The sequence below is a fragment of the Photobacterium sp. GSS17 genome (assembly GCF_028621875.1).
Lineage (GTDB): Bacteria > Pseudomonadota > Gammaproteobacteria > Enterobacterales > Vibrionaceae > Photobacterium > Photobacterium ganghwense.
Genome location: NZ_CP117517.1, coordinates 3310648 through 3334835 on the forward strand (window position 1 = coordinate 3310648; position 24188 = coordinate 3334835).

Here is a 24188-nt window from a genome sequence, read left to right on the forward strand (position 1 = left end):
CATTGTTCTCCTTACTGGACAATCAGGCGTACCTGATCTCCCTGTTGTACCTGAAGCGCTGCTGCCATTTCGGCAGAAATCACCGCCACGCCATCCATGACGTCGACTTTATCGACTGCGGCACGGAAGTTACTGAACGAAGTGTTACTGACGATACAGTCAGTGTCACCGCTTGGCTGGCCGATTTCGACCTGGCAGACCTTAGAATGGCGAACCGATTCAATATTGCGAATATCACATTCTACCGTTGGGCCGGCATCAAAGATGTCCACGTAACCCCTGCAGGTAAAGCCTTCCTGCTCCAGCAGACGCAGCGCCGGGCGAGTTTTTTCATGTACCTCACCAATAACGGCCTGAGCTTCCGGACTCAGCAGATTGACGTAAATTGGCAGCTTCGGCATCAAGTCGGCGATAAAGCCTTTCTTGCCGATCCCAGTCAGGTAATCTGCCAGTGTGAAATCGATTGAGAAGAAGTGCTCTTTCAGCCATTCCCAGAATGGTGAGTGACCTTCCTCATCTGAAACCCCGCGCATTTCGGCAATAACCGTTTTATCAAAGCGCTCTGGGTGCTGTGCCAGCATCAAGAAGCGGCACTTGGACAATAGGCGACCATTGAGCCCCTGACGCCAGTCAGGACGCAGGAACAAGGTGCACAGCTCACTAACCCCGGTATAGTCATTACCAAAAGTCAGTACTTTAACCACATTATGAACATTCAGACGACGAGAGGAATGCACCACGGTGCTGAGGTGATAGGTGTAAAACGGGTTGTCCAGACCGACTGCAGCTTCAATCGCTGTCGTTCCCGCTACTTCACCGGTTTCCGTATCTTCTGCCACCATCAGGTAGCCTTCAGGCCCCGGGTGCGTTACCTCACTGGCAAAGCTTTGTTCAGAATGCTTGATCCGGTTTGCCAGGATCTCTTCATTCACTGGCAGGGAAGTAAACCCGTGGCCAGATTCTTCAGCACACTGCAAAAGCGCCGGCAGATCTGCGGCAGTAATAGGACGTATAACCAGCATCGAATTCCCTCCTGATGCGAGTTGCAGCTCACGCTGCGAACCGTATTAGAATTGAACCCGGCCGAAGCCGGGTTGGCAGTGGCCAGGCTCCTGCCAACCACTGCACGCGTGTTACAGAATTACTTGTAGATTTTCGCGATAGCGCGTTCCAGACGAGCCATACCTTCATCGATGTCCGCTTTGTCAATCACCAAAGACGGTGTGAAGCGCACAACGTTGGCACCGGCGACCAGAATCATCAGGCCTTCTTCACCTGCAGCCAGCAGCACATCACGTGCGCGACCTTGCCACTCTTCTGTCAGTGCCGCACCCAGCAGCAGGCCTTTACCACGCACTTCCGCGAAGATTGGGTATTTGGCATTGATGGCAGCCAGACCGTCACGGAACCATTGCTCACGCTGTTTCACGCCAGCCATGACTTCCGGTTTAGTCACTTCAGACACCACCGCTTCTGCCACTGCACATGCCAGTGGGTTACCGCCGTAAGTCGAACCGTGTGTCCCGACCTTCATGTGTTGCGCCAGCTCGGTAGTCGTCAGCATGGCACCGATAGGGAAACCGCCACCCAGCGACTTGGCCGTGCTCAGGATGTCCGGCGTGACGCCCAGGCCCTGGTACGCGTAGAAATCACCAGTACGGCCGTTACCGGTCTGCACTTCATCAAACACCAGCAGCGCGTTGTGTTTGTCACACAGTTCACGAACACCCTGAATAAATTCCGGCGTTGGCGATACAATGCCACCTTCACCCTGCAGCGGTTCCATCATCACCGCACACGTGCGATCAGAGATGTGGCTCGCCAACGCTTCCAGGTCGTTGTATGGCAGATGCGTTACATCACCCGGCTTCGGACCGAAACCGTCAGAGTATGCCGCCTGACCACCAACGGTGACGGTAAAGAACGTACGACCGTGGAAACCTTGTTTGAATGAAATAATTTCAGATTTTTCCGGACCGAATTTATCTGCCGCATAACGACGCGCCAGTTTCAGCGCCGCTTCGTTGGCTTCCGCACCGGAGTTGGCGAAAAAGACTTTCTCGGCAAAGCTGTGCTCAGTCAGCAGCTTAGCCAAACGCAGAGCCGGCTCATTGGTCATGACATTACTCAAATGCCATAGCTTATCGGCCTGCTCCTTCAGGGCATTGACCATTACTGGGTGACAGTGACCCAGACAGCTAACCGCAATACCGCCGGCAAAATCGACATATTCGCGATCGTCCTGGTCCCAGACACGAGAACCTTTACCTTTAACAGGAATCATCTGCATAGGCGCGTAACAAGGCACCATGACCTCATCAAATAGCTGACGATCTACGTTGTGTTCCTTTGCCATTATCTTTTCCTTCTATCATTTTTGCCCTAAGCATAGTATTTACATTTTATTAACCAATTCCAATAGCAGAAAATTTTTTTATTCCCGCTATTTGACTGGCAATTCCTCTGGCTCAGACATATTTATGCGCTACTTGGGAAAACTTATTAAGGCCTATGCGCGGAAAAGTGTTTTTCCTGCGAGGAAATAAATCGCGACAGAGGTCAATATTTGCATAATCTTTCTCCGCACTTGGCGTTGAAAAAAATAAGCAAATGTTAAAAAAGGTGACAAAGATCGCGCCGAAGGCGTCATTTGAGGCGGGGAACAGCAAGGTTTTTTGTGCGACAAAACTACAAAAAACCTGTTTGGGAGAAAATCAAGGGAAACAGGCAGCAGAAAATGCTACCTAGGCAAAATAATCAGACCTTACGACTGAGAAAGTTCGCCAGCAGCTGATGCCCCTGCTCGGTCAGAATGCTTTCCGGATGAAACTGAACCCCTTCAATGGGCAGTGATTTGTGCGCAATTCCCATGATTTCATCCCGTTGGCCGTCACGTTCAGTCCAGGCCGTAATTTCAAAACAATCCGGCAGAGTCTCGGCTTTCACCACCAGGGAATGATAACGGGTGACGGTCAATGGGTTGTTAAGACCAACAAACACGCTGCGGTTGGTATGAACCACCGGGGACGTTTTACCGTGCATCACCTGACGGGCACGGACCACATCGCCGCCAAACACCTGCGCAATCGACTGGTGCCCCAGGCAAACCCCGAGAATCGGCAGTTGACCAGCGAAGTGGTGAATCGCCGCCAGCGAGATCCCGGCTTCATTCGGGGTACAGGGGCCCGGCGAGATCACCAGGTGCGTCGGAGCCAGTGCTTCAATCCCGGCGATGTCGATTTCATCATTGCGCACCACTTTCACTTCCGCCCCCAGCTCACAGAAGTACTGGTAAAGGTTGTAGGTAAAAGAATCGTAATTGTCGATCATCAACAGCATGGGTACATCAGCTCCCTGAAAAATTCAGGCGCCTATTGTGCAGCAGAGAGGGAGAAAGGCAAGGTTTGGCCAAAAAAAACCGGCCAGTGGCCGGTTCTTCTTAATTCTGGTACTGATTAACTCTGGTACTTATCAGCGTGGTACTGACAATCATGGTGCTGATTCACAATACCGGCTGACACACTACCACTTACCAGCTTACGCCGCACGCCTCTTACGGGCGAGCGACAAAGCCTACGGCTTCGAAAGCTTTTTTCAGCGTCACCGCCGCTCGGGCAGAGGCTTTTTCAGCACCGGCTTTCATCACAGCATCCAGGTATGCGCGATCTTCACGAATACGCTGGTACTCAGCCTGAATTGGCTCCAGCATCGCCACAACAGCTTCACCCACATCCTTCTTGAACGGACCGTACATTTCCACGCCCTGGTATTTTGCTTCAATCTCAGCAAAACTCATCCCAGTCGCGGCCGAGTACAGGCCCATCAGGTTAGAAATACCGGCCTTGTTCTCGATGTCATGCGCAATACGCGGCGGTGTTTCCGTGTCGGTCTGGGCCTTATTGATCTTCTTCAGGATCGATTTCGGGTCTTCCAGCAGGGTGATCACGTTCTTACGGTTATCATCCGATTTCGACATTTTCTTGGTCGCGTCCTGCAGACTCATCACGCGGGCATTAACCGTTGGGATGTAAGGCTCAGGCACGGTGAAAATCGGGTTATCCGGCGTATAGATGTTGTTGAAGCGCACCGCGATATCACGCGCCAACTCCAAGTGCTGTTTCTGGTCACTGCCCACCGGCACTTGGTTGGCACCGTACAGCAGGATATCGGCCGCCATCAGCACCGGGTAGTCAAACAGACCCACATTGACATCATTCGCGTGGCGCTGCGACTTGTCTTTGAACTGGGTCATGCGGCTCAGCTCACCCATCTGGGTGTAGCAGTTCAGCAACCAGCCAAGTTGTGCGTGCTCAGGTACATGGGACTGCACAAACAGCGTACTTTTCTTCGGATCAACACCGACCGCCAGACACACTGCCAGCGCATCCAGGGTCGCTTCACGCAGCTCGTTCGGATCCTGACGGACAGTAATCGCGTGCAGGTCAACCACACAGTACTGGCAATCATAATCATCCTGCATCTGTTCCCACTGACGCAGCGCACCCAGATAGTTACCGATACTCAATTCGCCTGAAGGCTGGACGCCACTCAATACAATGGGTTTGGTCATGATGAGATTATCCTATGTCACTCAAGTAAGCAGCGGCCAGAGGCCGCTGTTAAAATCAAAACGGGGATCAGTCAGGGCAGCTGACTGTACTAGCTGCCTAGTGTAACCACTTCTGCCAGCTGGCTAAAGTGATCCAGCACAATATCGGGATCACTGGCACTGATTGGCTGGCCGTAGTTGTAACCATATGTCAGACCGACAACATAACATGTGGCTGCTTTAGCTGCCAGAATGTCATTGCGCGAGTCACCGACCATCAGCATATCGCGGGCTGCCAGCTGATGTTTTTCCATCAACCAGTGCAGGGCAAACGGATCCGGTTTTTTCTTCGGGAAGGTATCGCCGCCAATGACGTCCACAAAGAAGCCGGCAATACCGTGCTCTTCCAGCAGATGAGGCACGAACTGCGCCGGTTTATTGGTGACGATGGCCATCGGGACACCGGCAGCATGAAACGCAGCCAGGGTCTCTTTAACGCCCGGGTACAGGGCACTTTTCTGATGACCGCCCTCTTCGTAGAAGCGATCAAACAGCTGACGTGCGTCCCGGTGCAGGGCCGGATCCAACTCGGGGTCGATGTCCAGAGACTGGCTCAGGCAACGGCCAATCAGAATATCGGCACCGTTGCCAATCCAGGTCGTAACCTGCTCGGCGGTCACTGAAGGACGTCCCAGCGCCTGCATGGTTTTTTCCGCCGCATCAGCCAGATCCGGAACGCTGTCAAGCAACGTACCGTCCAGATCAAATGCGATGAACTTAATGTCGTTGAACTGCGTCATTAACGAGCCACCTTCGCCAGCTCGGCGCGCATTTCATCAATCACAGCTTTGTAATCGGGCTGGCCGAAAATCGCCGAGCCTGCCACAAACATGTCGGCACCCGCTTCGGCAATTTCACGGATGTTTTCGACCTTGACGCCGCCATCAATTTCCAGGCGAATAGTACGGCCAGTCGCATCGATGCGTTTACGCACCTCACGCAGCTTGTCCAGCGTGGCCGGGATGAAAGACTGGCCGCCAAAGCCCGGGTTGACCGACATCAGCAGAATCATGTCCACTTTATCCATGATGTAGTCCAAGTAGTGCAGCGGAGTCGCCGGGTTAAACACCACACCGGCCTGACAGCCGTGCTCTTTGATCAGCTGCAGGGTGCGATCCAGGTGCTCTGTCGCTTCGGCGTGCACGGTGATCATGGTCGCACCGGCTTTGGCAAAGTCCGGAATGATGCGGTCAACCGGTTTCACCATCAGGTGAACATCAATCGGGGCCGTAATACCGTAATCACGCAGTGCTTTACAGATCGGCGCACCGAACGTCAGGTTAGGCACGTAGTGGTTATCCATCACATCAAAGTGCACAACATCCGCACCCGCTGCCAGCACCTTCTCAACATCTTCCCCCAGACGGGCAAAGTCAGCAGACAAGATAGATGGAGCGATCAAAAAATCCTTCATGTTCAGCCTCTATACGGTATTTACGAAAACGATATCGGAAATTGGCGCAATTCTACCCGATCCAGGCAGTGTTGTCTTACCACAATTGCCTTACCGGATTCGCCGAAACAATCTGCACAAGGCACTACACTAAAGAAGAGGTCGCATTCAGGGGAACGTCAGTCAGGAGGCAATAATGCTAAGGACGAGGCCAAAAAAGGACGAAATAAAACTAAGGACGAAGCAATGACAAAAACGAAATCGACCGCACCCACTCAGGTAGCAACCCAGACAGAAACCCAGCCGCCGTCATCCCGTGACCAGCCACCGAGGGCTCATCGCTCGCCGAATTTGTGCAAGAGCATTGCCGGTGCCCTGTTTGGGATACAGTCAGAGCGCAACCGTGAAATCGACTTCAATCAGCCCAACCCCCTGCCGTTTATTGTGGCCGGAGTGGTGGCGATTGCGCTGTTTGTTGCGATTCTGATCGCGATCAGTCAGTGGGTCAGTGCCTGATACCGTGGCGCTATGACGCTGAGTTTGAGGAAGTCGGTATGAGGAACACAAAGCAGGCCCCTCAGGCAAGGGTCAGCTTTCGGTCGTCGGTTTAAACAGGGCCAGCAACTCATCGACCTTGTTGCGGCCACTGCCATTACGGCTAATGGTGCGCTTGACCTTGACCACGGACAGGTCGGCCCCGTGATACAGGCGACGGGTCAGCGTGGTGTCGTGATTGGAAATCAGGACCGGGATCTGACGCTCTGTGGCGGCTCGTTCAGCCACATCGGCCAGGGCCGCCTGATCATCGAGACTAAATCCATTACCGGCATACGAGGTAAAGTTCGCCGTCGTCGACAGCGGTGCATACGGCGGATCACAATAAATCACGCTGCCTTTGCGGGCACGAGAAAAAGTCTGCTGGTAGCCTTCGCAGACAAACATCGCGCGCTTGGCTTTCTCTGCAAACACAAACATTTCCTCTTCCGGAAAGTACGGACGTTTGTAGGAACCAAACGGGACATTGAAACCGCCCTGCTTATTGTAGCGGCACAACCCATTAAAACCGTGGCGGTTCATATACAGAAAATACAGGGAACGCAGGTAAGGATCGCGAGTCGCGTTGAATGTCGCGCGGATCTCCAGATACGCCCCTTTTTTGTTGTACTCCGGCGTAAACAGGGCTTTGCTGTCTTTGACATACTGCTCAGGCTGGGTTTTCAGGATATTGTACAGGTTGATCAGATCGGGATTGATGTCTGCCAGCAGGTACTGCTCGTAGTCAGTATTAAGAAAAACCGAGCCGGCGCCCACAAAAGGTTCAACCAGTTTACGTGCAGGCGGCAGGCGGTGCTTTATCTCCTCAACCAGAGAATATTTTCCCCCAGCCCATTTCAGGAATGCACGATGCTTTTTCATTCAGCTAACCACCAATACCGACTTTGTTTCGAAAGGTGGCGGATTGTACACCATTTCATACGGTTTCTGATACCGCTGGAGGGGAAATATCTCCCAATCGGGGCCGCTTAATTTGCCCGATCCATCTCCTGATGAATTTGCCGGTAAGATTTTACCCACGGCTGCACGCCTTGCACTTTAGCCGGCAACTGCTGTACGGCACGACGGGCCGCTGCCACATTCGGATAATTGCCCGCTACCACGATATACCAGATTTCTCCGCTGCGGCGGGTCTGATACACAGTCGCCAGATTCGCCACCTGATAGTCAGCCAAAAACTGGTTCGCCGCTGTCATGCTGTGCATGGCCGCCAATTGCAAGGCGTAATGGGACGCCGGAACGGCACGCAGTTGATGGCCGCGTTCCTTGATTGTCGGGCTGGCAGGCTGACGGACTGCCGCCTGCTTAGCTTCAGGCTTGGCATCGGAAACATTCTGGTCAGGCGCCGAAGCTTCTGAAGTTGTCGCTGTCGGTACCGATGGTGACGCGACCTGTGTCGACTGACTCGCAACTGCACCTTCCGGCAATGCAGGCTGCAATCTGGCCTGGTTGTCGGCGACGGCTTGCTCGCCGGAACCACCCAGTGACTGCTCATCCAGCATAGCATCCACCACCTCCGCCGGGACGACAACACGTTGCTGCCCGTCACTGCGACCGACGGTCAGCCCTTCAGAGGCGACTTCCGGCGGCAGGTTCTGACTGTCATCCTCGATAACCGGACGCTCTGTCACTGGGGTGTCTGACAACGGCACCATCACAGCATTATCCAGCGGAAGCGCCTGACGCTCCGATTCCGGTGACGAAGCCGGCCAGAATACCCAGGCCGTACCTGCCGCAATCAGAACAATCAGCGCAACCAGCATAACAGTGGGTGATAAACGGCGTGCATCTTGTGTTTCCATGTCACAACTCCCTTCGGCTTCCAGCTTGATAAGTTCGCCCGGTAGCGGCAGGCAACGGGCAGCCTGTTCTCGGTACCAGCGTCGCCCCTGGGCATCCAGCGGCTCATCGGCAACCATGACTTCGACAAACGTCTGTACTTCCGGTTCCGCCAACGGGCTGATTTCCAGCTCCAGCGGCGCACCAGCTTGACCATGGGACACCTGGCTCAGGGATTTATTTAATCGCCCCGGCACACTGAATAACACCACATTGACCTGCCAACCGGGCAACTGCGCTGCCTGCTGAACCAGAGCCCATAACTCGGCAACCAGCACCGGACTCAGCAAATGAGCATCATCCACCACAATCAGGGCATTCAGCGGGCTGTGGCCCAGAATGCGCTCGATACTGTCCTGCAACGGATCCTGATCATTAAATACCGCCCGGGGTGCCAATTGCTGCAGGATAAAATGACGATGCTGACTGTCTGTTTGGTTCGAATGACAAATCAGCAGAGCCTGATGTACGGCATCCGCCCAGTGCTCCAGATAACGCTGTGACAGCCAGGTTTTACCTGCCCCCTCAGGGCCGGTGACTTGAACAAGGTGGGAACTGAATCGGGTAAGAAACTGTAAGCGGGAAAGCAACTGGACCTGGGAGTCCAGGTCCAACGATGAGAGGTGCAGCGCAGCACTCATAGAAAATCGTTACGCAACCTGAATCGCGCGACGAAGCACGTCTTCAGGTACTCCCGCGACGACCTCAGCCTGACCGATACCGGTTGGCAGAATCAGGCGCAACTGTCCCGCCAGCACTTTTTTGTCACGCATCATGTGTTTACGGTACGCGTCAAAATCCATCCCCTGCGGGCCAGAAACCGGCAGGTTCGCTCGCTCCAACAGACGGATAATACGCTCGACATCCTGCTCGCTCATCAGCCCTTGGATCTGGGCCGTACGGGCAGCCTGAACCGTACCGGCAGCCACGGCTTCACCATGGAGCCAGTTACCGTAGCCCATTTCCGCTTCAATCGCATGGCCAAAAGTATGGCCCAGATTCAGCAGGGCACGCACACCGGATTCTTTCTCATCGGCAGCCACGACATCAGCTTTGATCTGACAGCAACGGGCAATGGCATAGCCCAGCGCTTCCGTATCCAGTGCCTGCAGGCGCTCCACGTTCTCTTCCAGCCAAGTAAAAAATTCAGCATCCGCGATGATGCCGTATTTGATCACTTCCGCCATCCCCGCAGCAAATTCCCGCTCCGGCAGAGTACGCAGGCAGTGAGTGTCAATCACTACGGCTTTCGGCTGATAAAACGCCCCGATCATGTTTTTGCCCAGCGGGTGGTTCACCGCGGTTTTACCGCCCACCGAAGAATCAACCTGGGAAAGCAGCGTTGTTGGCACCTGAATGAAATCGACCCCGCGGTGATAGCAGGATGCGGCAAAGCCCACCACGTCACCAATCACACCGCCACCCAGCGCCACGATGATCACATCGCGCCCGTAGTTGCCTTCCAGCAGGAAAGTCATGATTTGGTTCAGGGTATCAAGGGTCTTGTACTGCTCACCGTCTGCTAAAGACAGCAGGGACACTTCGCAAGGAAGTGAACGGATAGTCCCGATCACCTGCTCGGCATAGAGCGGGGCTACCGTTTCATTGCTGACCACGACAACACGTCGGCCTGCCGGAATGGCAGAGGAAAAGAGCGCCGGGTTATCAAATAACTCGGCGCCGATGGAGATTGGGTAACTTCTGTCACCAAGGTTGACGTTGATCCGTTCCATGGCCAGCTCTCTATATTGAATTAGCGCTCATCTAGCATTTTAATGATTTCGTTCGCGACCACTTTAGCACTCTGATCATCAGTGCGTACTACATAGTCAGCTACTTCTTCATACAATGGATTGCGCTCTTCTGCAAGTGCTTCCAGCACTTCACGTGGTGTATCTGTCTGAAGCAGAGGACGCTTTTTATCGCGCTGAGTACGAGCAAGCTGTTTTTCGATAGTCGTCTCCAGGTACACAACAATACCACGAGCAGACAGACGATTACGGCTCTCCTTACTCTTGACCGAACCACCACCCGTCGCCAGGACAATACCCTGCTTCTGAGACAGATCGTCAATTACGCTCTCTTCACGAGCACGGAAACCATCTTCACCTTCTACATCAAATACCCAGCTGATGTCTGCACCGGTACGTTGCTCGATTTCAGTGTCAGAATCGAAGAATTCCATGTGCAGTTGCTGTGCAAGGTGTCTACCGATAGTACTTTTGCCGGCACCCATTGGGCCGACCAGGAAAATATTTCGTTTTTCAGCCATGTTTAGCAATATTTACGCGCGGTTAATAAAACGACACCGCCCGCAGGCTTATTTCAAAATGAAGCCCGAGGCGCCAACTTCCTCACTTTTAATTCGTGATTAAGACCGAAAATTATCTCAGGACAAAGCCTCTTTTGGCAATAGCTAGAGGGGGATTAATTCCGAGTCGGCACCGCTAAGCCAGGTAGCGGCGCCGTCAACAATGGGGGTAACCTATTGATTAATAATCTTTGGCGTCACAAAAATCAGCAATTCACGCTTGCCCAGCTCTTCCAGCTTATGGCGGAACAAGGCGCCTAATACCGGTAAATCCCCCAGCAATGGCACTTTACGCACCATGTTTGTCAGCGAATGCTGGTAGATTCCCCCCAAAACAACGGTCTCGCCATTTTCAACCAGAACCTGGGTCCCGATACGCTGGGTATCAATCGCAATCGCTTCGCCGGTCCCGGTTTTTACGACATCCCCCTTCTTATCCTGGGTAACGACCAAATCCAGCACCAGCTTGCCGTCCGGAGTAATCTGCGGGGTCACCATCAGACTGAGCACGGCCTTTTTAAAGCCCACCGATACCGCGCCGCTGGATGATGCTTCCAAGTACGGAATTTCGGTTCCCTGCTCGATATAGGCCATTTTTTTATTGGTGGTCATCAGGCGCGGACTGGAAATGATTTCCGCTTTCTGCTCCGCCTGCAGGGCCGATAATTCCAGATCCAGTAACACATCGCCGATTTTGGCGACCTGGAAAGCGATGCTTGACGCCCCCGCTTTGGTGGCTCCCAAATTAACATTGAGGAAATCCCCGACCTGATCCACCCGGTTATCTGCCAGATCAAGCAGCCCTTCCGACACCAAATTGCCTTCAATGGAGCTACCGATCGTATTGTTGCCATTACGACTCAGCATCCCCCAGCGAACCCCCAACTCGTCAATATCACCTTCGTTCACCGTGACCACCCGGGCTTCAATTTGGACCTGCTGCACTGGGATATCGAGCGCCGTCACGATATCGCGGATATTCGCCAGACTTTCAGCAATATCATTAATGATCAGAGAGTTAGTTCGTTCATCAATATGCAGTGAGCCACGCGGTGACAACATGCTCACCCCTTCACCGCTGCCCTGCAGCAGCTCGCCCAGCTCCGATGCCTTGGCGTAGTTAATCTGGATAATCTCCGAGCGCAGTGAAGCCAGTTCCTCTTCTTTACGCTTCGACTCCAGCTGCTTCTGCTCTTCTCGCGCCAGCTCTTCTTTCGGGGCAATCATGACCACACTGCCCTGTTCACGCTTGTCCAGCCCTTTGGATTTCAAAATGATATCCAGCACCTGCTTCCATGGTACGTCGTCCAACCGCAGCGTCAGGTTGCCCTGCACCGAATCCGAGACCACCAGGTTGAAATCGTTGTACTCAGCGATCAGCTGCAGCACGTTTCGCACTGGCACATCCTGGAAGTTGATAGAGATGGGTTTGCTGTTATAAGAAATCGATGACGGCGCGGCCTTGGCTGAGCTTGGTTTTGCCACTTTCTCGACGGTCACCGTCAGCACTTTATCCTTGCTGGTGTAGTCATAGGCATAAGTGCCGTTCATTGAGAGCACCAAACGCACCCCCCGCTCGGTTCGGAAGGTTTCGATGGTTTGTACCCGGGTCGCGAACTCTTTCACGTCGAGGGTATAAATCATGTCCTCCGGAATCTCCGTGTCATGCACATCAACATACAGCTTCTCGCCAGCCCGGCGCATATCGACCACGGAACGGGCGTTTGCCAGATCGACTTTCAGGACCCCGTGCCCGGCCGTACTGCGTGTAAAGTCGATTGCCTGAATTCGGTTTTCTGCGGCAGCAAATGAGACTGAACTTTGCATCAGGGCCCATAACATCAGCCCGCCCCAATGGAGCGTTCTGCTCCATCCCCATTTACTGACTTGCAATGCCTTCCTTGCCATATCCTGCTACTTCTCTTTTTAAACTGCTTTTTCTGCTTGCTGCGCCAGGGTGAGTTTGATTGGCCGCTTCAGCCAGCACCCTTCGCCATCCGGTAATACTTCTTCTACATCGATGCTCTTCGGACTCACCGACAATACCCGGCCATGATTCAGCCCGAGGAAGTGCCCTTCCCGTACTTTGACCAGCTTGCCCTCAGGGGTATATATCAATGCCCACAACTGTTTGGTATCTCCCATCACTCCACGCATACTGAGCTGTTCAATCGGGTAACTTTCCAGCGCGGAGCGGTTGGTCCGCTCATCCGGCTGCCAACAGGCGCCGTCACCTGCAAGCATGTCGCTTTGTTCTGGCCGAGGACGAATAAACGGTGAACGCGGACTGGTCATGACAAATGCTTCTGCGACAAACGTTGGCTGCTCCAGCAAAGGCTCAACGGTTGCCTGTGCCTGTTGATGGGTTTGGTTGATAAACTGCGCGATCGAATCATCATTGGCCTGACACCCCACCAGCAACAGGCACAGGCTGCACACACTCCATTTCAGGTTCATGCGCGCTCCTTGGCCGGTGCTTTGAAGCGATAGGTCGTGGCCGACACTTTCAGCCTCAGCAATTCCTGCTGTTCTTCAATTCTTTTTAAATCAATATCTTTCAGTGACACAATTCGCGACAAGCTGGCAATCTCTTCGGCAAACTTGCCGATGTCTTCATATTCCCCGGTCAGCTCGATGCTGATCGGCAATTCGATATACAATGGATGATCAATCCGGGGAGCCCACTCAATCCGCTGGAAAGACAGCCCGTTACGCACCCCAATGTCATTCACATCAGCCAGTAGGCTGGCCAGTTCCTGCTCTTCCGGTAGCTGACGAATAACCTGCTGATATTGCGCCTGCAGCGCTTCAACCTGCGCCTGCACTTTCGGCAGGGCTGCCACCTGGTTGGCCCGCCGGATTAAATCCTGACGCAAGCTGGTCTCCTGCTGCTTCAACCCTTCCAACTCGTCCTGCATCGGGATGATCCAGTACCAGTAACCCAGCGCCGCGACCACGCACGCCACCAAGAACACCACCACGCCCTGCGCGGGCAATGGCCATTCCAGCATTTCATCCAGTTCCAGATCCTGCCAATCAGCCATCTCGTCCTCCCTCTTCAGTGCGCTGAGGCGGCGACAGCAAAATAAAAGAAGCGTTAAAGTTAGTTTGCTCCTTCTGTTTTTCTGTTTTGGTTACAATCGAGTGCATGGTTATATCCTCAACCCACTCCGAGGTTTCGCCATTGGACAGCAGGGTTGCCAGGCGACCATTGGAATCCCCTGCGCCGCCCAGTTTGACCAGACTGCCGGTCATAGACACCCCATCCAGATACACGCCCTGCGGCACGATACCCGGCATCAGGCTCATCAGCCGGGTGACGTGGTTGCGCCCTTTCTGAATGTCGGTGATCACCGCCAGCCGCTGCACTAGGGCCTCGCGCTGACGATCCATTTCCGGCAGCATGGCCAGCTTGTGTTCAAGAGCCTGAATTTCCTGCTGGATTTGCGCGTTGCGAGCGTGCTGGATAGATTGCTGGCGCTCAATGAAACTCCCCGCGCCCAGGACCACGAATGCCGCCGCTACCGCAGAGGCGGCCAGCAGGCCAACAAAACGCTGACGATGAAGCCGTTTCTTTTCTTCACGCCAAGGCAGTAAATTCAGCTTGGCTATCATGTCGGTTGTCCTCCCCGTATGGCCAGACCAGCCGCAACGGCATATTGTCCCAGACTGCCTTGTTCAATTTCGGCATCCATTTTGGGTCCTCGGTTAAATGAAGCCAGCGGGTGCATCCAGCGCACTTCCAGTCCCAGCATACGTTCTACGATATCGGCCACCACCCAGCTCTGGCCGCCACCACTGAGCCAGACTCCCTGCAGCGTTGCGCGGGGATGGGTGGATTGATACAGCTGCAACTGCCGTTTGAGATTGTCGACCAACTGCTTAGTAAAAACTTCCATTTGCTCCGGCGACAGGGCTTCCAGCGAGGGCTCATCACTGCGAGGGGCAAACTGTTCACAGCCGAATGCCAGTTCGCGGTGGTAGGCAGTGCCGCCAACGGGGTTGACACAAAATGCGGTCCGCCGCTGACCGACATCCACCACTCCCCACTGCCCTTCGACAGCCAGCTGTTCCGCCAGATACTGCTCCAGCCACAACAGGGCATGGGTCTGCAACTCCACCACTTTGGGCTGAAGCCGTACTTTACGCAGGGCATCAACCCGGCTGTCCACGGTTTCCCGCCGGGCGGCAAAGACCTGATACGGCCGGGTCTGACCGGCAACGGCAAAGGTGTCCGTGTTGACCGGGAAAAAGTCCATCCGCAGCTCATCCACCGGAAACGGTGACGCCGCGCTCATGGCCTGCTCAATGGCAAACACCGTCTCTTCATCGCTGAGGTTACTGTCGAGCTGGACCACCTTGCTGATCACGGCACTGTCCGGCAATGCCAAAACCGTGTGACGGGCAGCAAACGGCAGCTGCTTTTTTAATTTACGCATCGCTGACAACAACCCCGGGGCATTCACGCTATGCTGCTCATTGATCACCGATGTCGGCAGCACCTCCTCGGCAAAAGCCGCCAGTTCCAGCGAGGTCTTCTTCTGTCGCAAAACAACAGCCTTAATGCTGTGATGACCAATATCAATCCCAATAGTGAGTGGGTTTCGAAACATACCGTGCTATGCTCCCTGTAAGCGGAAAAGCAAACTAAGTTATTTATTTAAACACCAGGTTATAGCGTTAATTTTTGAGCGTTATCTTTATACTATTGGTGCTAAGTTATTGAACGCTGAAATGTTGGTGTAACGGGAAATCTCAAGTGAAGTTCATAAAGCGATTACTTATACTTGCAATAATTTGCATAATTCTTGGAGTCACTACAATTTTTGGTTTTTACCTCTATGTAAAACCAGAGTTACCGGATGTTGCGACACTGAAAAATGTTGAATTACAAACACCTATGCAAGTTTTCAGTCACGACGGTAAACTCATTTCCCAATTTGGCGAAAAGCGTCGCATCCCTCTTTCTCTTAATGAGATCCCGCAGCAGATGATCAATGCGGTCATCGCGACCGAAGACAGCCGTTACTACGAGCACCCGGGTGTTGACCCGATCGGTATCGCACGGGCCGCCTTCGTGGTCGCGGTTTCCGGCAGTGCCAAGCAAGGGGCTAGTACCATTACTCAGCAGCTTGCCCGTAACTTCTTCCTGTCGAACGAGAAGAAGATCATGCGTAAGGTGAAAGAGATTTTTATCGCCGTACACATTGAGCAACTGCTGAGCAAAGATGAGATCCTAGAGCTGTACCTCAACAAGATTTACCTCGGCTACCGTGCATACGGTGTCGGTGCTGCCGCACAGGTTTACTTTGGTAAAGAGGTCGGCCAGCTGACCCTGAGTGAAATCGCAACAATCGCCGGCCTGCCGAAAGCGCCGTCGACCATGAACCCGATCTACTCGCTGGACCGAGCAACTCACCGCCGCAATGTGGTACTGAGCCGGATGCTGGCGGAAGGCTACATCAGCCAGTCAGAATACGATCAGGCCCGCAATGAACCGATTAAATCCCGCTACCACGGGGCAGAAATCGAACTGAGTGCTCCGTACTTTGCCGAGCAGGCCCGTGCCTGGATGGTGAACCGCTACGGCGAAGATGCCTACACCTCCGGGATGCGCATTTACACCACCGTTGATCCGAAACTGCAGGCCGCCGCCCAGCAAGCAGCGATCAACAACCTGATGGAATACGATCAGCGCCACGGTTACCGGGGAGCGGAAGCCACACTGTGGAAACAGGGCGAGCAGGCCTGGACCCAGACCCAAATTCTTGATCACCTGGCCAAGCAACCAACTTACGGCGATCTCATGCCGGCGGTCGTGACCCAGGTCGACGCCAAATCGGCGGCGGTCATTGCCAAAGACGGTGCCCAGCATACCCTCGACTGGGACGGTGTGAAGTGGGCGCGTAAATTCATCAGTGACAACCGCCAGGGCAGCGCGCCACGTTCGGCCACGGAAATTCTGGCAGCCGGTCAGCAGATCTGGGTGCAGCCTAAAGACGAGCATTGGGTGCTGAGTCAGGTACCGGAAGCCAACACAGCATTTGTGGCGGTATCGCCTCAGGACGGAGCCGTCAAAGCGATGGTCGGCGGGTTTAACTTCACGCACAGCAAGTTCAACCGTGCCACACAGTCTGTCCGTCAGGTGGGCTCGAGCATCAAACCGTTCATCTATTCTGCCGGTCTGGATAACGGCATGACGCTGGCCACATTGGTCAACGACGCGCCGATTAACCGTTGGGATCAGAGCATGGGCACCGCATGGCGTCCGAAGAACTCGCCACCGACCTACAACGGCCCTACCCGCCTGCGTATTGGTCTGGCTCAGTCGAAAAACGTGATGGCCGTTCGCGTGCTGCAAAGTGTCGGCCTGGATGAAACCATCAGCTACCTGACCCGCTTCGGTTTCAAACGCAAAGATCTGCCTCGCGCGGAGCCGCTGGCGCTGGGTGCTGGCAGCCTGACCCCGCTGGAGATGGCACAAGGTTTCTCGGTGTTTGCCAACGGTGGCTACTACGTGCAGCCGTACTTTATTGAGCGGGTGGAAGATGCCTATGGCAATGTCGTGTACGAAGCAGCACCAAGCCTGGCCTGTAACAAATCCTGCCGCCGCGAGCAGGTCAGCCAGACCGCTTCCGCGCCGGCGCCAACCAGTGCTGTGCTGCAAGGCATTGCGCTGAGTGAAGAGACCCTGAGCAACGACGATGGCTACACCAGCCCGGAAGATCCGACATCGCACTTCGCACCGCAGGTGATCACCGAGCAGAACGCCTTCCTGGTTCGTGAAATGCTGGAAAGCAACATCTGGGGTGGCGGCGACTGGCGCAACGGCAGCGGCTGGAACGGCACCGGCTGGCGTGGGCAGGTGCTGAAACGCCGTGATATCGGCGGTAAAACCGGTACCACTAACGATTCAAAAGATGCATGGTACGCTGGCTTCGGGCCGGGTATTGTGGCTACGGTCTGGGTGGGCTTTGACAAGCACAGCCGTGAGCTGGGTAAAGTAGCCTGGAACAACAACATGAGCAAAGAGCAGACCTCAGGCACCGAAGCAGGGGCGAAAACCGCCCAGCCGGCCTGGATTGCATTCATGCAGAAGGCGCTGGAAGATGTGCCGGAGCAGCGCAAAGAGCTGCCGGACGATATTGTTCAGGTTCGGATTGACCGTGAAAGCGGCAAGCTCAGCAACCGCAATGATGCGTCGTCAATGTTTGAGTACTTCGAAGAAGGCACCGAGCCGAAAGAAATGGTCAGCGATACCGCCTCAGAAGGCATTTTCGAGTCCGACGCCTCTGACGAGCTGTTCTGACCCAGCTCCGATTCGTACTAAGCGAATCCCGCAACGACAAAGAGCGCCGCAAGGCGCTCTTTTTTATTCTCGGCTTCTGATTCTTTCCACCTGTGACCCGCTGCGACCGATAGTTTACCGGCGACCACTTAGCCTGTTGTGAGGTCTGGTTGTCACTACAGATACCGCGCCTACAGACATCACAACTTCGGGCATCACAACTCAAGACACTACGTATATACCATAGCGGACATCACAGCGGGCACCACAGCGGCTCAGGAGAGATTATGGCTGGCGGCAATGTGCTGCTGAATCAGCTCAGCCAGCTTCTCATAACGCTCCTTGAGCGGTGACCCTGGCCGGTACGCCAGTGTGATCAACCGGCTTGGCACCGGATCTTCCGCCCGCAGGTAGCACACTCCATCCCGCTGCCGTTCACTCGGAGTGGCAAGCTTAGGCAACAGGGTAATCCCGCTGCCGGCCGCCACCATATTGCGCAGGGTTTCCAGGCTGGTCGCCTTGAAACTGCCGTCTTCCGCCGCTCCGGCGGCAAAGCAGAAGCCCATCGCCTGATCCCGCAAACAGTGCCCGTCACCCAGCATCAGCAGTGTCGAACCATTCAGCTTGTCCATCGCCAGGCTCTCCTGCCCGGCCCACGGGTGATCTTCCGGGACTGCCAGCACCATCGGTTCGTGATACAACGGCAGTTCGATAAAGGGTTCCGACTCTTTCACCGCCGCCAGCACGATACAGTCAAGCTTGCCTTCTTCCAGCTGCTGCACCAACTGATGAGTCTGTGCTTCGTGCAGGAACAACTCCAGTTCCGGAAACTGCGCCTTGATATGCGGAATAATCAGCGGCAACAGGTACGGTCCGACCGTCGGGATAAACCCGATATGCAGCGGTCCGGTCATGCTTCCGCCCTGCTGGCTGGCCAGCTCGGTCAGCACCTTTATTTCCAGCAAAACCTTTTGTGCCTGCGCCACCAGGCTGAGTCCGGCATCCGTAAACAGTACCTTGCGACTGGTTCGCTCCAGCAGAATAACCCCCAGCTCATCTTCCAGCTTGCGGATTTGACCGCTCAGGGTGGGCTGGCTGACAAAGCAGGCCTCAGCCGCCTTACGAAAATGCTTATGCTCTGAAAGCGCAACCAGATACTCCAGATCGCGGATGTTCATCGCTCACCACCAATCAATAGATAAAAACTATCAAAACCATAGCAGCAAACGATTAGAACTATCAAGCGCAAAAACACATAATCATCACATCAACAGGGAGCAAGCAAATGCATAAGTCTCCGGTTGCAATAACCACTCATTACTGATTGAAACAAAAGGATAAGAATTATGTTCGTAGCAAAAGAAGGTCACGCAGTCCCACAAGTCACGTTCCACACTCGCCAAGGCGACCAGTGGGTAGATGTCACGACTCAGGATCTGTTTGCCAACAAAACCGTGATTGTTTTCAGCCTGCCGGGTGCGTTCACGCCAACGTGTTCATCCAGCCACCTGCCGCGCTACAACGAGCTGGCATCGGTGTTTGCTGAGCACGGTGTTGATGACATTCTGTGTGTCTCTGTGAACGATACGTTTGTGATGAACGCGTGGAAAGCCGATCAGGAAGCAGACAACATCACGTTCATCCCGGACGGTAACGGTGAGTTCTCGAAAGGCATGGGGATGCTGGTTGAGAAAGAAGAGCTGGGCTTTGGGCCGCGTTCATGGCGCTACAGCATGCTGGTGAAGAACGGCGTGATTGAAAAAATGTTCATCGAGAACCAAGAGCCGGGAGACCCGTTCAAAGTCTCTGATGCAGATACTATGCTGAAATACATCGCCCCGAGCGTCCAGCTGCAGGAGTCCATTTCAGTGTTCACCAAGCCAGGTTGTCCGTTCTGTGCCAAAGCTAAGCAGAACCTGATCGATAAAGGCCTGCAGTTTGAAGAAGTGATTCTGGGTAAAGATGCGACTACCGTATCTCTGCGCGCAGTCACCGGCCGCAGCACTGTGCCTCAGGTATTTATCGGTGGTAAACACATCGGCGGCAGCGAAGAGCTGGAAGCGTACCTGGGCTAAATCGCGCCCCCTACAAAGATAACAGGGCCCGCCGCGACGGGCCCGACAGGCAAGATTTGATTGGAGAGATGTTATGAAAACCCTGAATGTTGATGTTGCTGTTATCGGCGGAGGCACTGCCGGACTGGGCGCATACCGTGCGGCGAAAGCACACACCCCGCATGTCGTCATGATTGAAGGCGGCCCTTACGGTACCACCTGTGCCCGCGTCGGCTGTATGCCGTCCAAACTGCTGATTGCCGCAGCGGAAAGCGTTCACCAGATCGAAAAAGCCCCGGCTTTTGGTGTTTACCCGCAAGGTGAAATCCACATCAATGGTCGTGAAGTCATGGACCGCGTGAAGCGTGAACGTGACCGTTTCGTTGGCTTCGTTCTGGAAGGGGTGGATGAAATCCCGGCAGAAGACAAAATTGCCGGTTATGCCAAATTTATCGATAACAATACCCTACAGGTCGATGACCACACCCTGATTCATGCCGAGCGTATTGTGATTGCCACCGGCTCCCGTCCTGCCTACCCGGCAGTCTGGAATGAGCTGGGCGATCGCCTGATCATCAACGATGATGTGTTCGAGTGGGATGACCTGCCACAGTCAGTGGCCGTGTTCGGGCCTGGCGTCATTGGTCTGGAACTGGGCCAGGCACTGAAACGCCTGGGCGTGGAAGTCGTGATGTTTGGCCTGGGTGGCCAGGTCGGCCCACTGACTGATCCGGCAATCATGGCTTACGCCGATAAAGCCTTTAATGAAGAGTTTTATCTGGACGCTGACGTTAAAGTCGAAAGCATGAAGCGCATCGGCGACAGCGTGGAAATCCAGTACCTGAATAAAGAAGGCATCCTGGACACCATCACCGTGGACTATGTGCTGGCAGCGACCGGCCGCCGTCCAAACGTTGACAAACTGGCTATTGAGAACACGGATCTGGAGCTGGATCAGCGCGGCGTCCCGATGGCGGATTACTACACCCTACAAACATCTGTGGCTTCGATTTTCATCGCAGGCGATGCCAGCAACCAGCTCCCCCTGCTGCATGAAGCAGCAGATCAAGGCCGTATTGCCGGTGACAACGCTGGTCGCTTTCCGGATATCCGCGCCGGTCTGCGTCGCTCGAAAATCTCTGCCGTGTTCTCCGACCCGCAAATTGCAATGGTTGGCGAAACATACCGCGAAATCAGCAACCGCCTGGGTAACTGCGGCTGTTTCGAAACCGGTGAAGTTTCATTTGAAAATCAGGGCCGCTCCCGCGTCATGCTGCGCAACAAAGGGATGCTACATGTGTACGGCGAACACGGTACCGGCCGCTTCCTGGGCGCTGAAATGATGGGTCCTAACGCAGAGCACCTGGCACACCTGCTGGCCTGGGCGCACCAGAACAAGATGACCATTGCCCAGATGCTGGACATGCCGTTCTACCATCCGGTTATCGAGGAAGGAGTTCGTACCGCCCTGCGTGACCTGAATGCCAAGCTGCACCTGGGACCTGAAATGATTAAGCACTGTCTGGACTGCGGTCCGGGCTGTTAATCCCCCTCTCTCCTGCAATATTCTTGCACTACCGACACGCCCTCCTGACGGAGGGCTTTTTTCGTTCCGGGTTCTGCCTCAATCCCCCAGCCATCCCGACATCGCTTTCCCAGCACGTTGCCAAGTGCTAGGATTTTGCTTTCCGATTACCACTGTAAGGACTCAGCATGGCCTGCCAACCGTGCCGCTCATCCGTGTTTTTCCAGAAACTGGGCCGCTGTCGCCGGTGCATGGTGCAGTTGTCAGTGCTGGCGCCGCTCAGCTGGCTGGCCTGGTGGCTGCTGTACCGCGAGACCCCGCATACCCTGAATGCCATTACTCTGCTGGTCGCAGCCAGCGGTTTCAGCCTGTTGCTGCTGGCACACGGAGTTCGGGCCCGCCAACTACACCGTGCGGCATCCCGGCACGCTGCCTCTCCACGTACACCCCCAACGCCACGACCAGACAACGATCATCCCTGAATCCTGACCAGCAAGTGCAATTCCGGGCGCAGCTGTGACTGTTGATAGATGAGTGTGAGCGATGAGAGAATATAGGCCAAAGGGCGAGAAATACGCGGCTCCCGGGCTGGCGTTAAACCCGCCGATCACTCATACCCACAAACCACACCAAAAAAACACCCGGCACAAAGGCCGGGTGTGGTTTATTTACAGTACCAATCAAAGTGCTATTCACGCCACGTTGACGGTCGGAATCATCTGCTCCTGATCCAGTCGGACTTCCAGTGCCACTTCATCACAGGCATGCTGGCGCGGACAACGGTCGCAGTCTTTCATCACTTTTTCCGGCAGCAGTGTTTTGGACGTTGGAACAAAGCCCTGCTTCATGAAAAACTCCGGCACCCGAGTCAGAACAAACACCTTTTTAATCGCCATCTGGCCGGCTTTTTCAATCAAGTGCTCGACTATCGCCTTGCCCTGCCCCTGATGTTGCCATCCGGCCTCCACTCCCAGCGAGCGGATTTCTGCCAACCCGGAGTCATAGACATACAGCGAAGCACAACCGGTGACGGTGCCATGATGCTCTGCCACCGCGAAGGAGCCGATATCCCGCACCAGTTCGTTACGCATCCGGGGCAGGTTTTCCCCCAGTCCGGCCCAGTACGCCACCATACCTTCAATGGCATCCAGATCCGTCAGACGAGCGCCCCGCACTTTAACGCCCGGCGTGTAACGTTTTTCCAACCGCTTCTCGGCCTGACCGATAGCGTAATCCACCTGGTTCGGGGCCACCCCGCCTAGCGCACAACGCTTCTCAAGGCAGGATTCAATGGTCAGGATCGGGTAGACATCCGCATCAATCACAGCCGAAAATGCCTTCATTTCTTCCAGCGACAGCTCTTCCAGTGCACATCCCTTCGCGATCGCCGCGACAACCGCGACCCCGACGATATGGTGCGCTTCACGGAACGGGATGCCTTTGGCAACCAAATAGTCCGCCAGCTCGGTAGCATTCGAGTAACCCTGCATCGCCGCTTCCAGCGTCCGCTCCTGATTCACTTTGATGCCATCAAAGCACAGCGCGGCCATCTCCATGCACTCATACCAGGTGTCCAGCGCGTCAAACAGCCCTTCTTTGTCTTCCTGCATGTCTTTGTTGTAGGCCAGCGGCAGGGCTTTGACTGTCATCATCATCCCGGCCATCGAACCATACACCCGGCCGCACTTGCCCCGGATCAGCTCCAGGGCATCCGGATTTTTCTTCTGTGGCATCAGCGACGACCCGGAAGTCACCGTATCCGCCAGTTCAATGAAATTGGACTCGCCCGAATTGTAGAAAATCAGATCTTCTGCCATCCGCGACAGGTGCAGCATCGAAATTGACGCCGTCGAAAGCAGCTCCATCACGTGATCCCGGTCAGACACCGAATCCAGACTGTTGCGGGTCGCCCGATGGAAACCCAAGCTGTGCGCCAGCTGTTCCCGATCAATCGGGTACGCGGTACCGGCCAGCGCCCCGGAGCCAAGCGGACAAGTATCCAGTCGCTCCAATGCGTCAGTCAGACGGGAGTAATCCCGCTCGAACATTTCCACGTACGCCAGGCTCCAGTGCGCAAACGTCACCGGTTGCGCCCGCTGCAGGTGGGTATAACCCGGCAGCACCGTGTTCTGGTGCTGGCGCGCCACCGTGACCAACTGATTTTGCAGCTGGTCGAGCATCAGCAGCAGTTGCTGACCTTGCTGACGGCACCAAAGCTTCAGGTCTGTCGCCACCTGATCATTACGGGAACGGCCGGTATGCAGTTTCTTGCCCAAGTCGCCCACTTTGTTGATCAGCTGCTGCTCAACCCAGCTATGAATGTCTTCGGCATCCGACTGCAGAATCTGCGCCGGATCTTCCATCACCGCCAGCTTCAGCTCGTTGAGCGCCAACTCCAGTCGCTGTTGCTCTTCTTCGGTCAGTACATCCACCTGGCGCAGCGCCTTTGACCAGGCAATGGAACCCACGATGTCCTGCTCCGCCAGGCGGTAGTCAAAACGCAATGAGTCGTTGAATTGCTTAAATCTTGTGTCAGCTGCCTGGCTGAACCGTCCGCCCCAGAGTGCCATGGTACTTCTCCTTTGCTGCTTGCTCGACTTGCTCGTTTGTTATT

General features: G+C 54.7%; 22 protein-coding genes. 5 read left to right on the forward strand and 17 right to left on the reverse strand.

The window, feature by feature from the left end; translation table 11 throughout:
- Positions 1-11: 11 nt before the first annotated feature.
- The 6 genes from astA to rpe form a co-directional block, all read right to left on the reverse strand.
- Complete coding sequence (astA, locus tag PGW97_RS15135; protein WP_047887146.1) at positions 12-1022, reverse strand: arginine N-succinyltransferase; 1011 nt, start codon at positions 1020-1022, stop codon at positions 12-14.
- 119 nt (positions 1023-1141) lie between these two features.
- Positions 1142-2356 (reverse strand): aspartate aminotransferase family protein, encoded by a 1215-nt coding sequence (locus tag PGW97_RS15140; RefSeq protein WP_217391477.1) that lies wholly within the window; start codon positions 2354-2356, stop codon positions 1142-1144.
- A 401-nt stretch (positions 2357-2757) separates the two neighbouring features.
- Positions 2758-3339: an aminodeoxychorismate/anthranilate synthase component II gene (locus PGW97_RS15145; RefSeq protein ID WP_273857633.1), complete on the reverse strand. Its 582-nt coding sequence runs from the start codon at positions 3337-3339 to the stop codon at positions 2758-2760.
- Between the two features lie 214 nt (positions 3340-3553).
- A complete protein-coding gene (gene trpS / locus PGW97_RS15150; RefSeq protein ID WP_047887149.1) occupies positions 3554-4570 on the reverse strand; it encodes a tryptophan--tRNA ligase in 1017 nt (338 codons plus the stop codon).
- A gap of 89 nt (positions 4571-4659) precedes the next feature.
- Entirely contained in the window at positions 4660-5349 is a 690-nt protein-coding gene (locus PGW97_RS15155) for a phosphoglycolate phosphatase (RefSeq protein ID WP_047887150.1), read from the reverse strand.
- The gene (rpe, locus tag PGW97_RS15160; RefSeq protein ID WP_047887151.1) at positions 5349-6023 is read right to left on the reverse strand and encodes a ribulose-phosphate 3-epimerase; all 675 of its coding nucleotides are present in this window, start codon (positions 6021-6023) and stop codon (positions 5349-5351) included. The genes PGW97_RS15155 and rpe overlap by 1 nt, the downstream gene beginning before the upstream one ends.
- Positions 6024-6248: 225 nt before the next feature.
- On the opposite strand from rpe, the gene PGW97_RS15165 reads away from it, so the two are divergent.
- A complete protein-coding gene (locus PGW97_RS15165; RefSeq protein WP_273857637.1) occupies positions 6249-6518 on the forward strand; it encodes a DUF2970 domain-containing protein in 270 nt (89 codons plus the stop codon).
- 72 nt (positions 6519-6590) lie between these two features.
- Here the strand turns inward: PGW97_RS15165 and PGW97_RS15170 are convergent, their stop codons facing one another.
- From PGW97_RS15170 to pilM, 9 genes are all read right to left on the reverse strand, one after another.
- Positions 6591-7418, reverse strand: coding sequence for a Dam family site-specific DNA-(adenine-N6)-methyltransferase (locus PGW97_RS15170; RefSeq protein WP_217391482.1), 828 nt, complete (start codon positions 7416-7418; stop codon positions 6591-6593).
- 107 nt (positions 7419-7525) lie between these two features.
- Positions 7526-9037, reverse strand: coding sequence for an AAA family ATPase (locus tag PGW97_RS15175; RefSeq protein WP_273857640.1), 1512 nt, complete (start codon positions 9035-9037; stop codon positions 7526-7528).
- A gap of 9 nt (positions 9038-9046) precedes the next feature.
- Positions 9047-10129, reverse strand: a complete 1083-nt coding sequence (gene aroB, locus PGW97_RS15180) for a 3-dehydroquinate synthase (protein ID WP_273857641.1) — start codon at positions 10127-10129, stop codon at positions 9047-9049.
- A 20-nt stretch (positions 10130-10149) separates the two neighbouring features.
- Positions 10150-10668 carry a shikimate kinase AroK gene (aroK, locus tag PGW97_RS15185; protein WP_047887156.1) on the reverse strand — a complete coding sequence of 173 codons (519 nt, stop codon included), beginning with the start codon at positions 10666-10668 and terminating at the stop codon, positions 10150-10152.
- A gap of 213 nt (positions 10669-10881) precedes the next feature.
- A complete protein-coding gene (locus PGW97_RS15190) occupies positions 10882-12549 on the reverse strand; it encodes a type IV pilus secretin PilQ (protein ID WP_047887157.1) in 1668 nt (555 codons plus the stop codon).
- Between the two features lie 84 nt (positions 12550-12633).
- Positions 12634-13164: a pilus assembly protein PilP gene (locus PGW97_RS15195; RefSeq protein ID WP_047887158.1), complete on the reverse strand. Its 531-nt coding sequence runs from the start codon at positions 13162-13164 to the stop codon at positions 12634-12636.
- Positions 13161-13751, reverse strand: coding sequence for a type 4a pilus biogenesis protein PilO (locus PGW97_RS15200; protein WP_273857644.1), 591 nt, complete (start codon positions 13749-13751; stop codon positions 13161-13163). The genes PGW97_RS15195 and PGW97_RS15200 overlap by 4 nt, the downstream gene beginning before the upstream one ends.
- Entirely contained in the window at positions 13744-14322 is a 579-nt protein-coding gene (locus tag PGW97_RS15205; RefSeq protein WP_047887160.1) for a PilN domain-containing protein, read from the reverse strand. The genes PGW97_RS15200 and PGW97_RS15205 overlap by 8 nt, the downstream gene beginning before the upstream one ends.
- The gene (pilM, locus tag PGW97_RS15210; RefSeq protein ID WP_273857647.1) at positions 14319-15320 is read right to left on the reverse strand and encodes a type IV pilus biogenesis protein PilM; all 1002 of its coding nucleotides are present in this window, start codon (positions 15318-15320) and stop codon (positions 14319-14321) included. The genes PGW97_RS15205 and pilM overlap by 4 nt, the downstream gene beginning before the upstream one ends.
- A gap of 146 nt (positions 15321-15466) precedes the next feature.
- Between pilM and PGW97_RS15215 the strand changes: the two genes are divergently transcribed.
- Positions 15467-18016, forward strand: a complete 2550-nt coding sequence (locus PGW97_RS15215) for a penicillin-binding protein 1A (protein ID WP_273857648.1) — start codon at positions 15467-15469, stop codon at positions 18014-18016.
- Positions 18017-18270: 254 nt separating this feature from the next.
- Here the strand turns inward: PGW97_RS15215 and oxyR are convergent, their stop codons facing one another.
- Positions 18271-19173: a DNA-binding transcriptional regulator OxyR gene (gene oxyR / locus PGW97_RS15220; RefSeq protein ID WP_217392188.1), complete on the reverse strand. Its 903-nt coding sequence runs from the start codon at positions 19171-19173 to the stop codon at positions 18271-18273.
- Between the two features lie 168 nt (positions 19174-19341).
- Here oxyR and PGW97_RS15225 point away from each other — a divergent pair, with 168 nt between their 5' ends.
- The 3 genes from PGW97_RS15225 to PGW97_RS15235 all read left to right on the forward strand — a co-directional run bounded on the left by PGW97_RS15225 (position 19342) and on the right by PGW97_RS15235 (position 22056).
- Positions 19342-20070: a glutathione peroxidase gene (locus PGW97_RS15225; RefSeq protein WP_047887164.1), complete on the forward strand. Its 729-nt coding sequence runs from the start codon at positions 19342-19344 to the stop codon at positions 20068-20070.
- Positions 20071-20143: 73 nt separating this feature from the next.
- Positions 20144-21595, forward strand: coding sequence for a dihydrolipoyl dehydrogenase (locus tag PGW97_RS15230; protein WP_217392187.1), 1452 nt, complete (start codon positions 20144-20146; stop codon positions 21593-21595).
- 167 nt (positions 21596-21762) lie between these two features.
- Positions 21763-22056, forward strand: coding sequence for a DUF3624 domain-containing protein (locus PGW97_RS15235; RefSeq protein ID WP_273857651.1), 294 nt, complete (start codon positions 21763-21765; stop codon positions 22054-22056).
- 210 nt (positions 22057-22266) lie between these two features.
- On the opposite strand, the gene argH is transcribed toward PGW97_RS15235, so the two are convergent.
- Entirely contained in the window at positions 22267-24144 is a 1878-nt protein-coding gene (argH, locus tag PGW97_RS15240) for an argininosuccinate lyase (protein WP_047887166.1), read from the reverse strand.
- Between the last annotated feature and the right edge of the window lie 44 nt (positions 24145-24188).

Bases quoted from the DNA above. Each gene is read 5' to 3' on its own strand.
- astA (WP_047887146.1), bottom strand. From the start codon at position 1,022: ATGCTGGTTATACGTCCTATTACTGCCGCAGATCTGCCGGCGCTTTTG.
- PGW97_RS15140 (WP_217391477.1), bottom strand. From the start codon at position 2,356: ATGGCAAAGGAACACAACGTAGATCGTCAGCTATTTGATGAGGTCATG.
- PGW97_RS15145 (WP_273857633.1), bottom strand. From the start codon at position 3,339: ATGCTGTTGATGATCGACAATTACGATTCTTTTACCTACAACCTTTAC.
- trpS (WP_047887149.1), bottom strand. From the start codon at position 4,570: ATGACCAAACCCATTGTATTGAGTGGCGTCCAGCCTTCAGGCGAATTG.
- PGW97_RS15155 (WP_047887150.1), bottom strand. From the start codon at position 5,349: ATGACGCAGTTCAACGACATTAAGTTCATCGCATTTGATCTGGACGGT.
- rpe (WP_047887151.1), bottom strand. From the start codon at position 6,023: ATGAAGGATTTTTTGATCGCTCCATCTATCTTGTCTGCTGACTTTGCC.
- PGW97_RS15165 (WP_273857637.1), top strand. From the start codon at position 6,249: ATGACAAAAACGAAATCGACCGCACCCACTCAGGTAGCAACCCAGACA.
- PGW97_RS15170 (WP_217391482.1), bottom strand. From the start codon at position 7,418: ATGAAAAAGCATCGTGCATTCCTGAAATGGGCTGGGGGAAAATATTCT.
- PGW97_RS15175 (WP_273857640.1), bottom strand. From the start codon at position 9,037: ATGAGTGCTGCGCTGCACCTCTCATCGTTGGACCTGGACTCCCAGGTC.
- aroB (WP_273857641.1), bottom strand. From the start codon at position 10,129: ATGGAACGGATCAACGTCAACCTTGGTGACAGAAGTTACCCAATCTCC.
- aroK (WP_047887156.1), bottom strand. From the start codon at position 10,668: ATGGCTGAAAAACGAAATATTTTCCTGGTCGGCCCAATGGGTGCCGGC.
- PGW97_RS15190 (WP_047887157.1), bottom strand. From the start codon at position 12,549: ATGTTATGGGCCCTGATGCAAAGTTCAGTCTCATTTGCTGCCGCAGAA.
- PGW97_RS15195 (WP_047887158.1), bottom strand. From the start codon at position 13,164: ATGAACCTGAAATGGAGTGTGTGCAGCCTGTGCCTGTTGCTGGTGGGG.
- PGW97_RS15200 (WP_273857644.1), bottom strand. From the start codon at position 13,751: ATGGCTGATTGGCAGGATCTGGAACTGGATGAAATGCTGGAATGGCCA.
- PGW97_RS15205 (WP_047887160.1), bottom strand. From the start codon at position 14,322: ATGATAGCCAAGCTGAATTTACTGCCTTGGCGTGAAGAAAAGAAACGG.
- pilM (WP_273857647.1), bottom strand. From the start codon at position 15,320: ATGTTTCGAAACCCACTCACTATTGGGATTGATATTGGTCATCACAGC.
- oxyR (WP_217392188.1), bottom strand. From the start codon at position 19,173: ATGAACATCCGCGATCTGGAGTATCTGGTTGCGCTTTCAGAGCATAAG.
- PGW97_RS15225 (WP_047887164.1), top strand. From the start codon at position 19,342: ATGTTCGTAGCAAAAGAAGGTCACGCAGTCCCACAAGTCACGTTCCAC.
- PGW97_RS15230 (WP_217392187.1), top strand. From the start codon at position 20,144: ATGAAAACCCTGAATGTTGATGTTGCTGTTATCGGCGGAGGCACTGCC.
- PGW97_RS15235 (WP_273857651.1), top strand. From the start codon at position 21,763: ATGGCCTGCCAACCGTGCCGCTCATCCGTGTTTTTCCAGAAACTGGGC.
- argH (WP_047887166.1), bottom strand. From the start codon at position 24,144: ATGGCACTCTGGGGCGGACGGTTCAGCCAGGCAGCTGACACAAGATTT.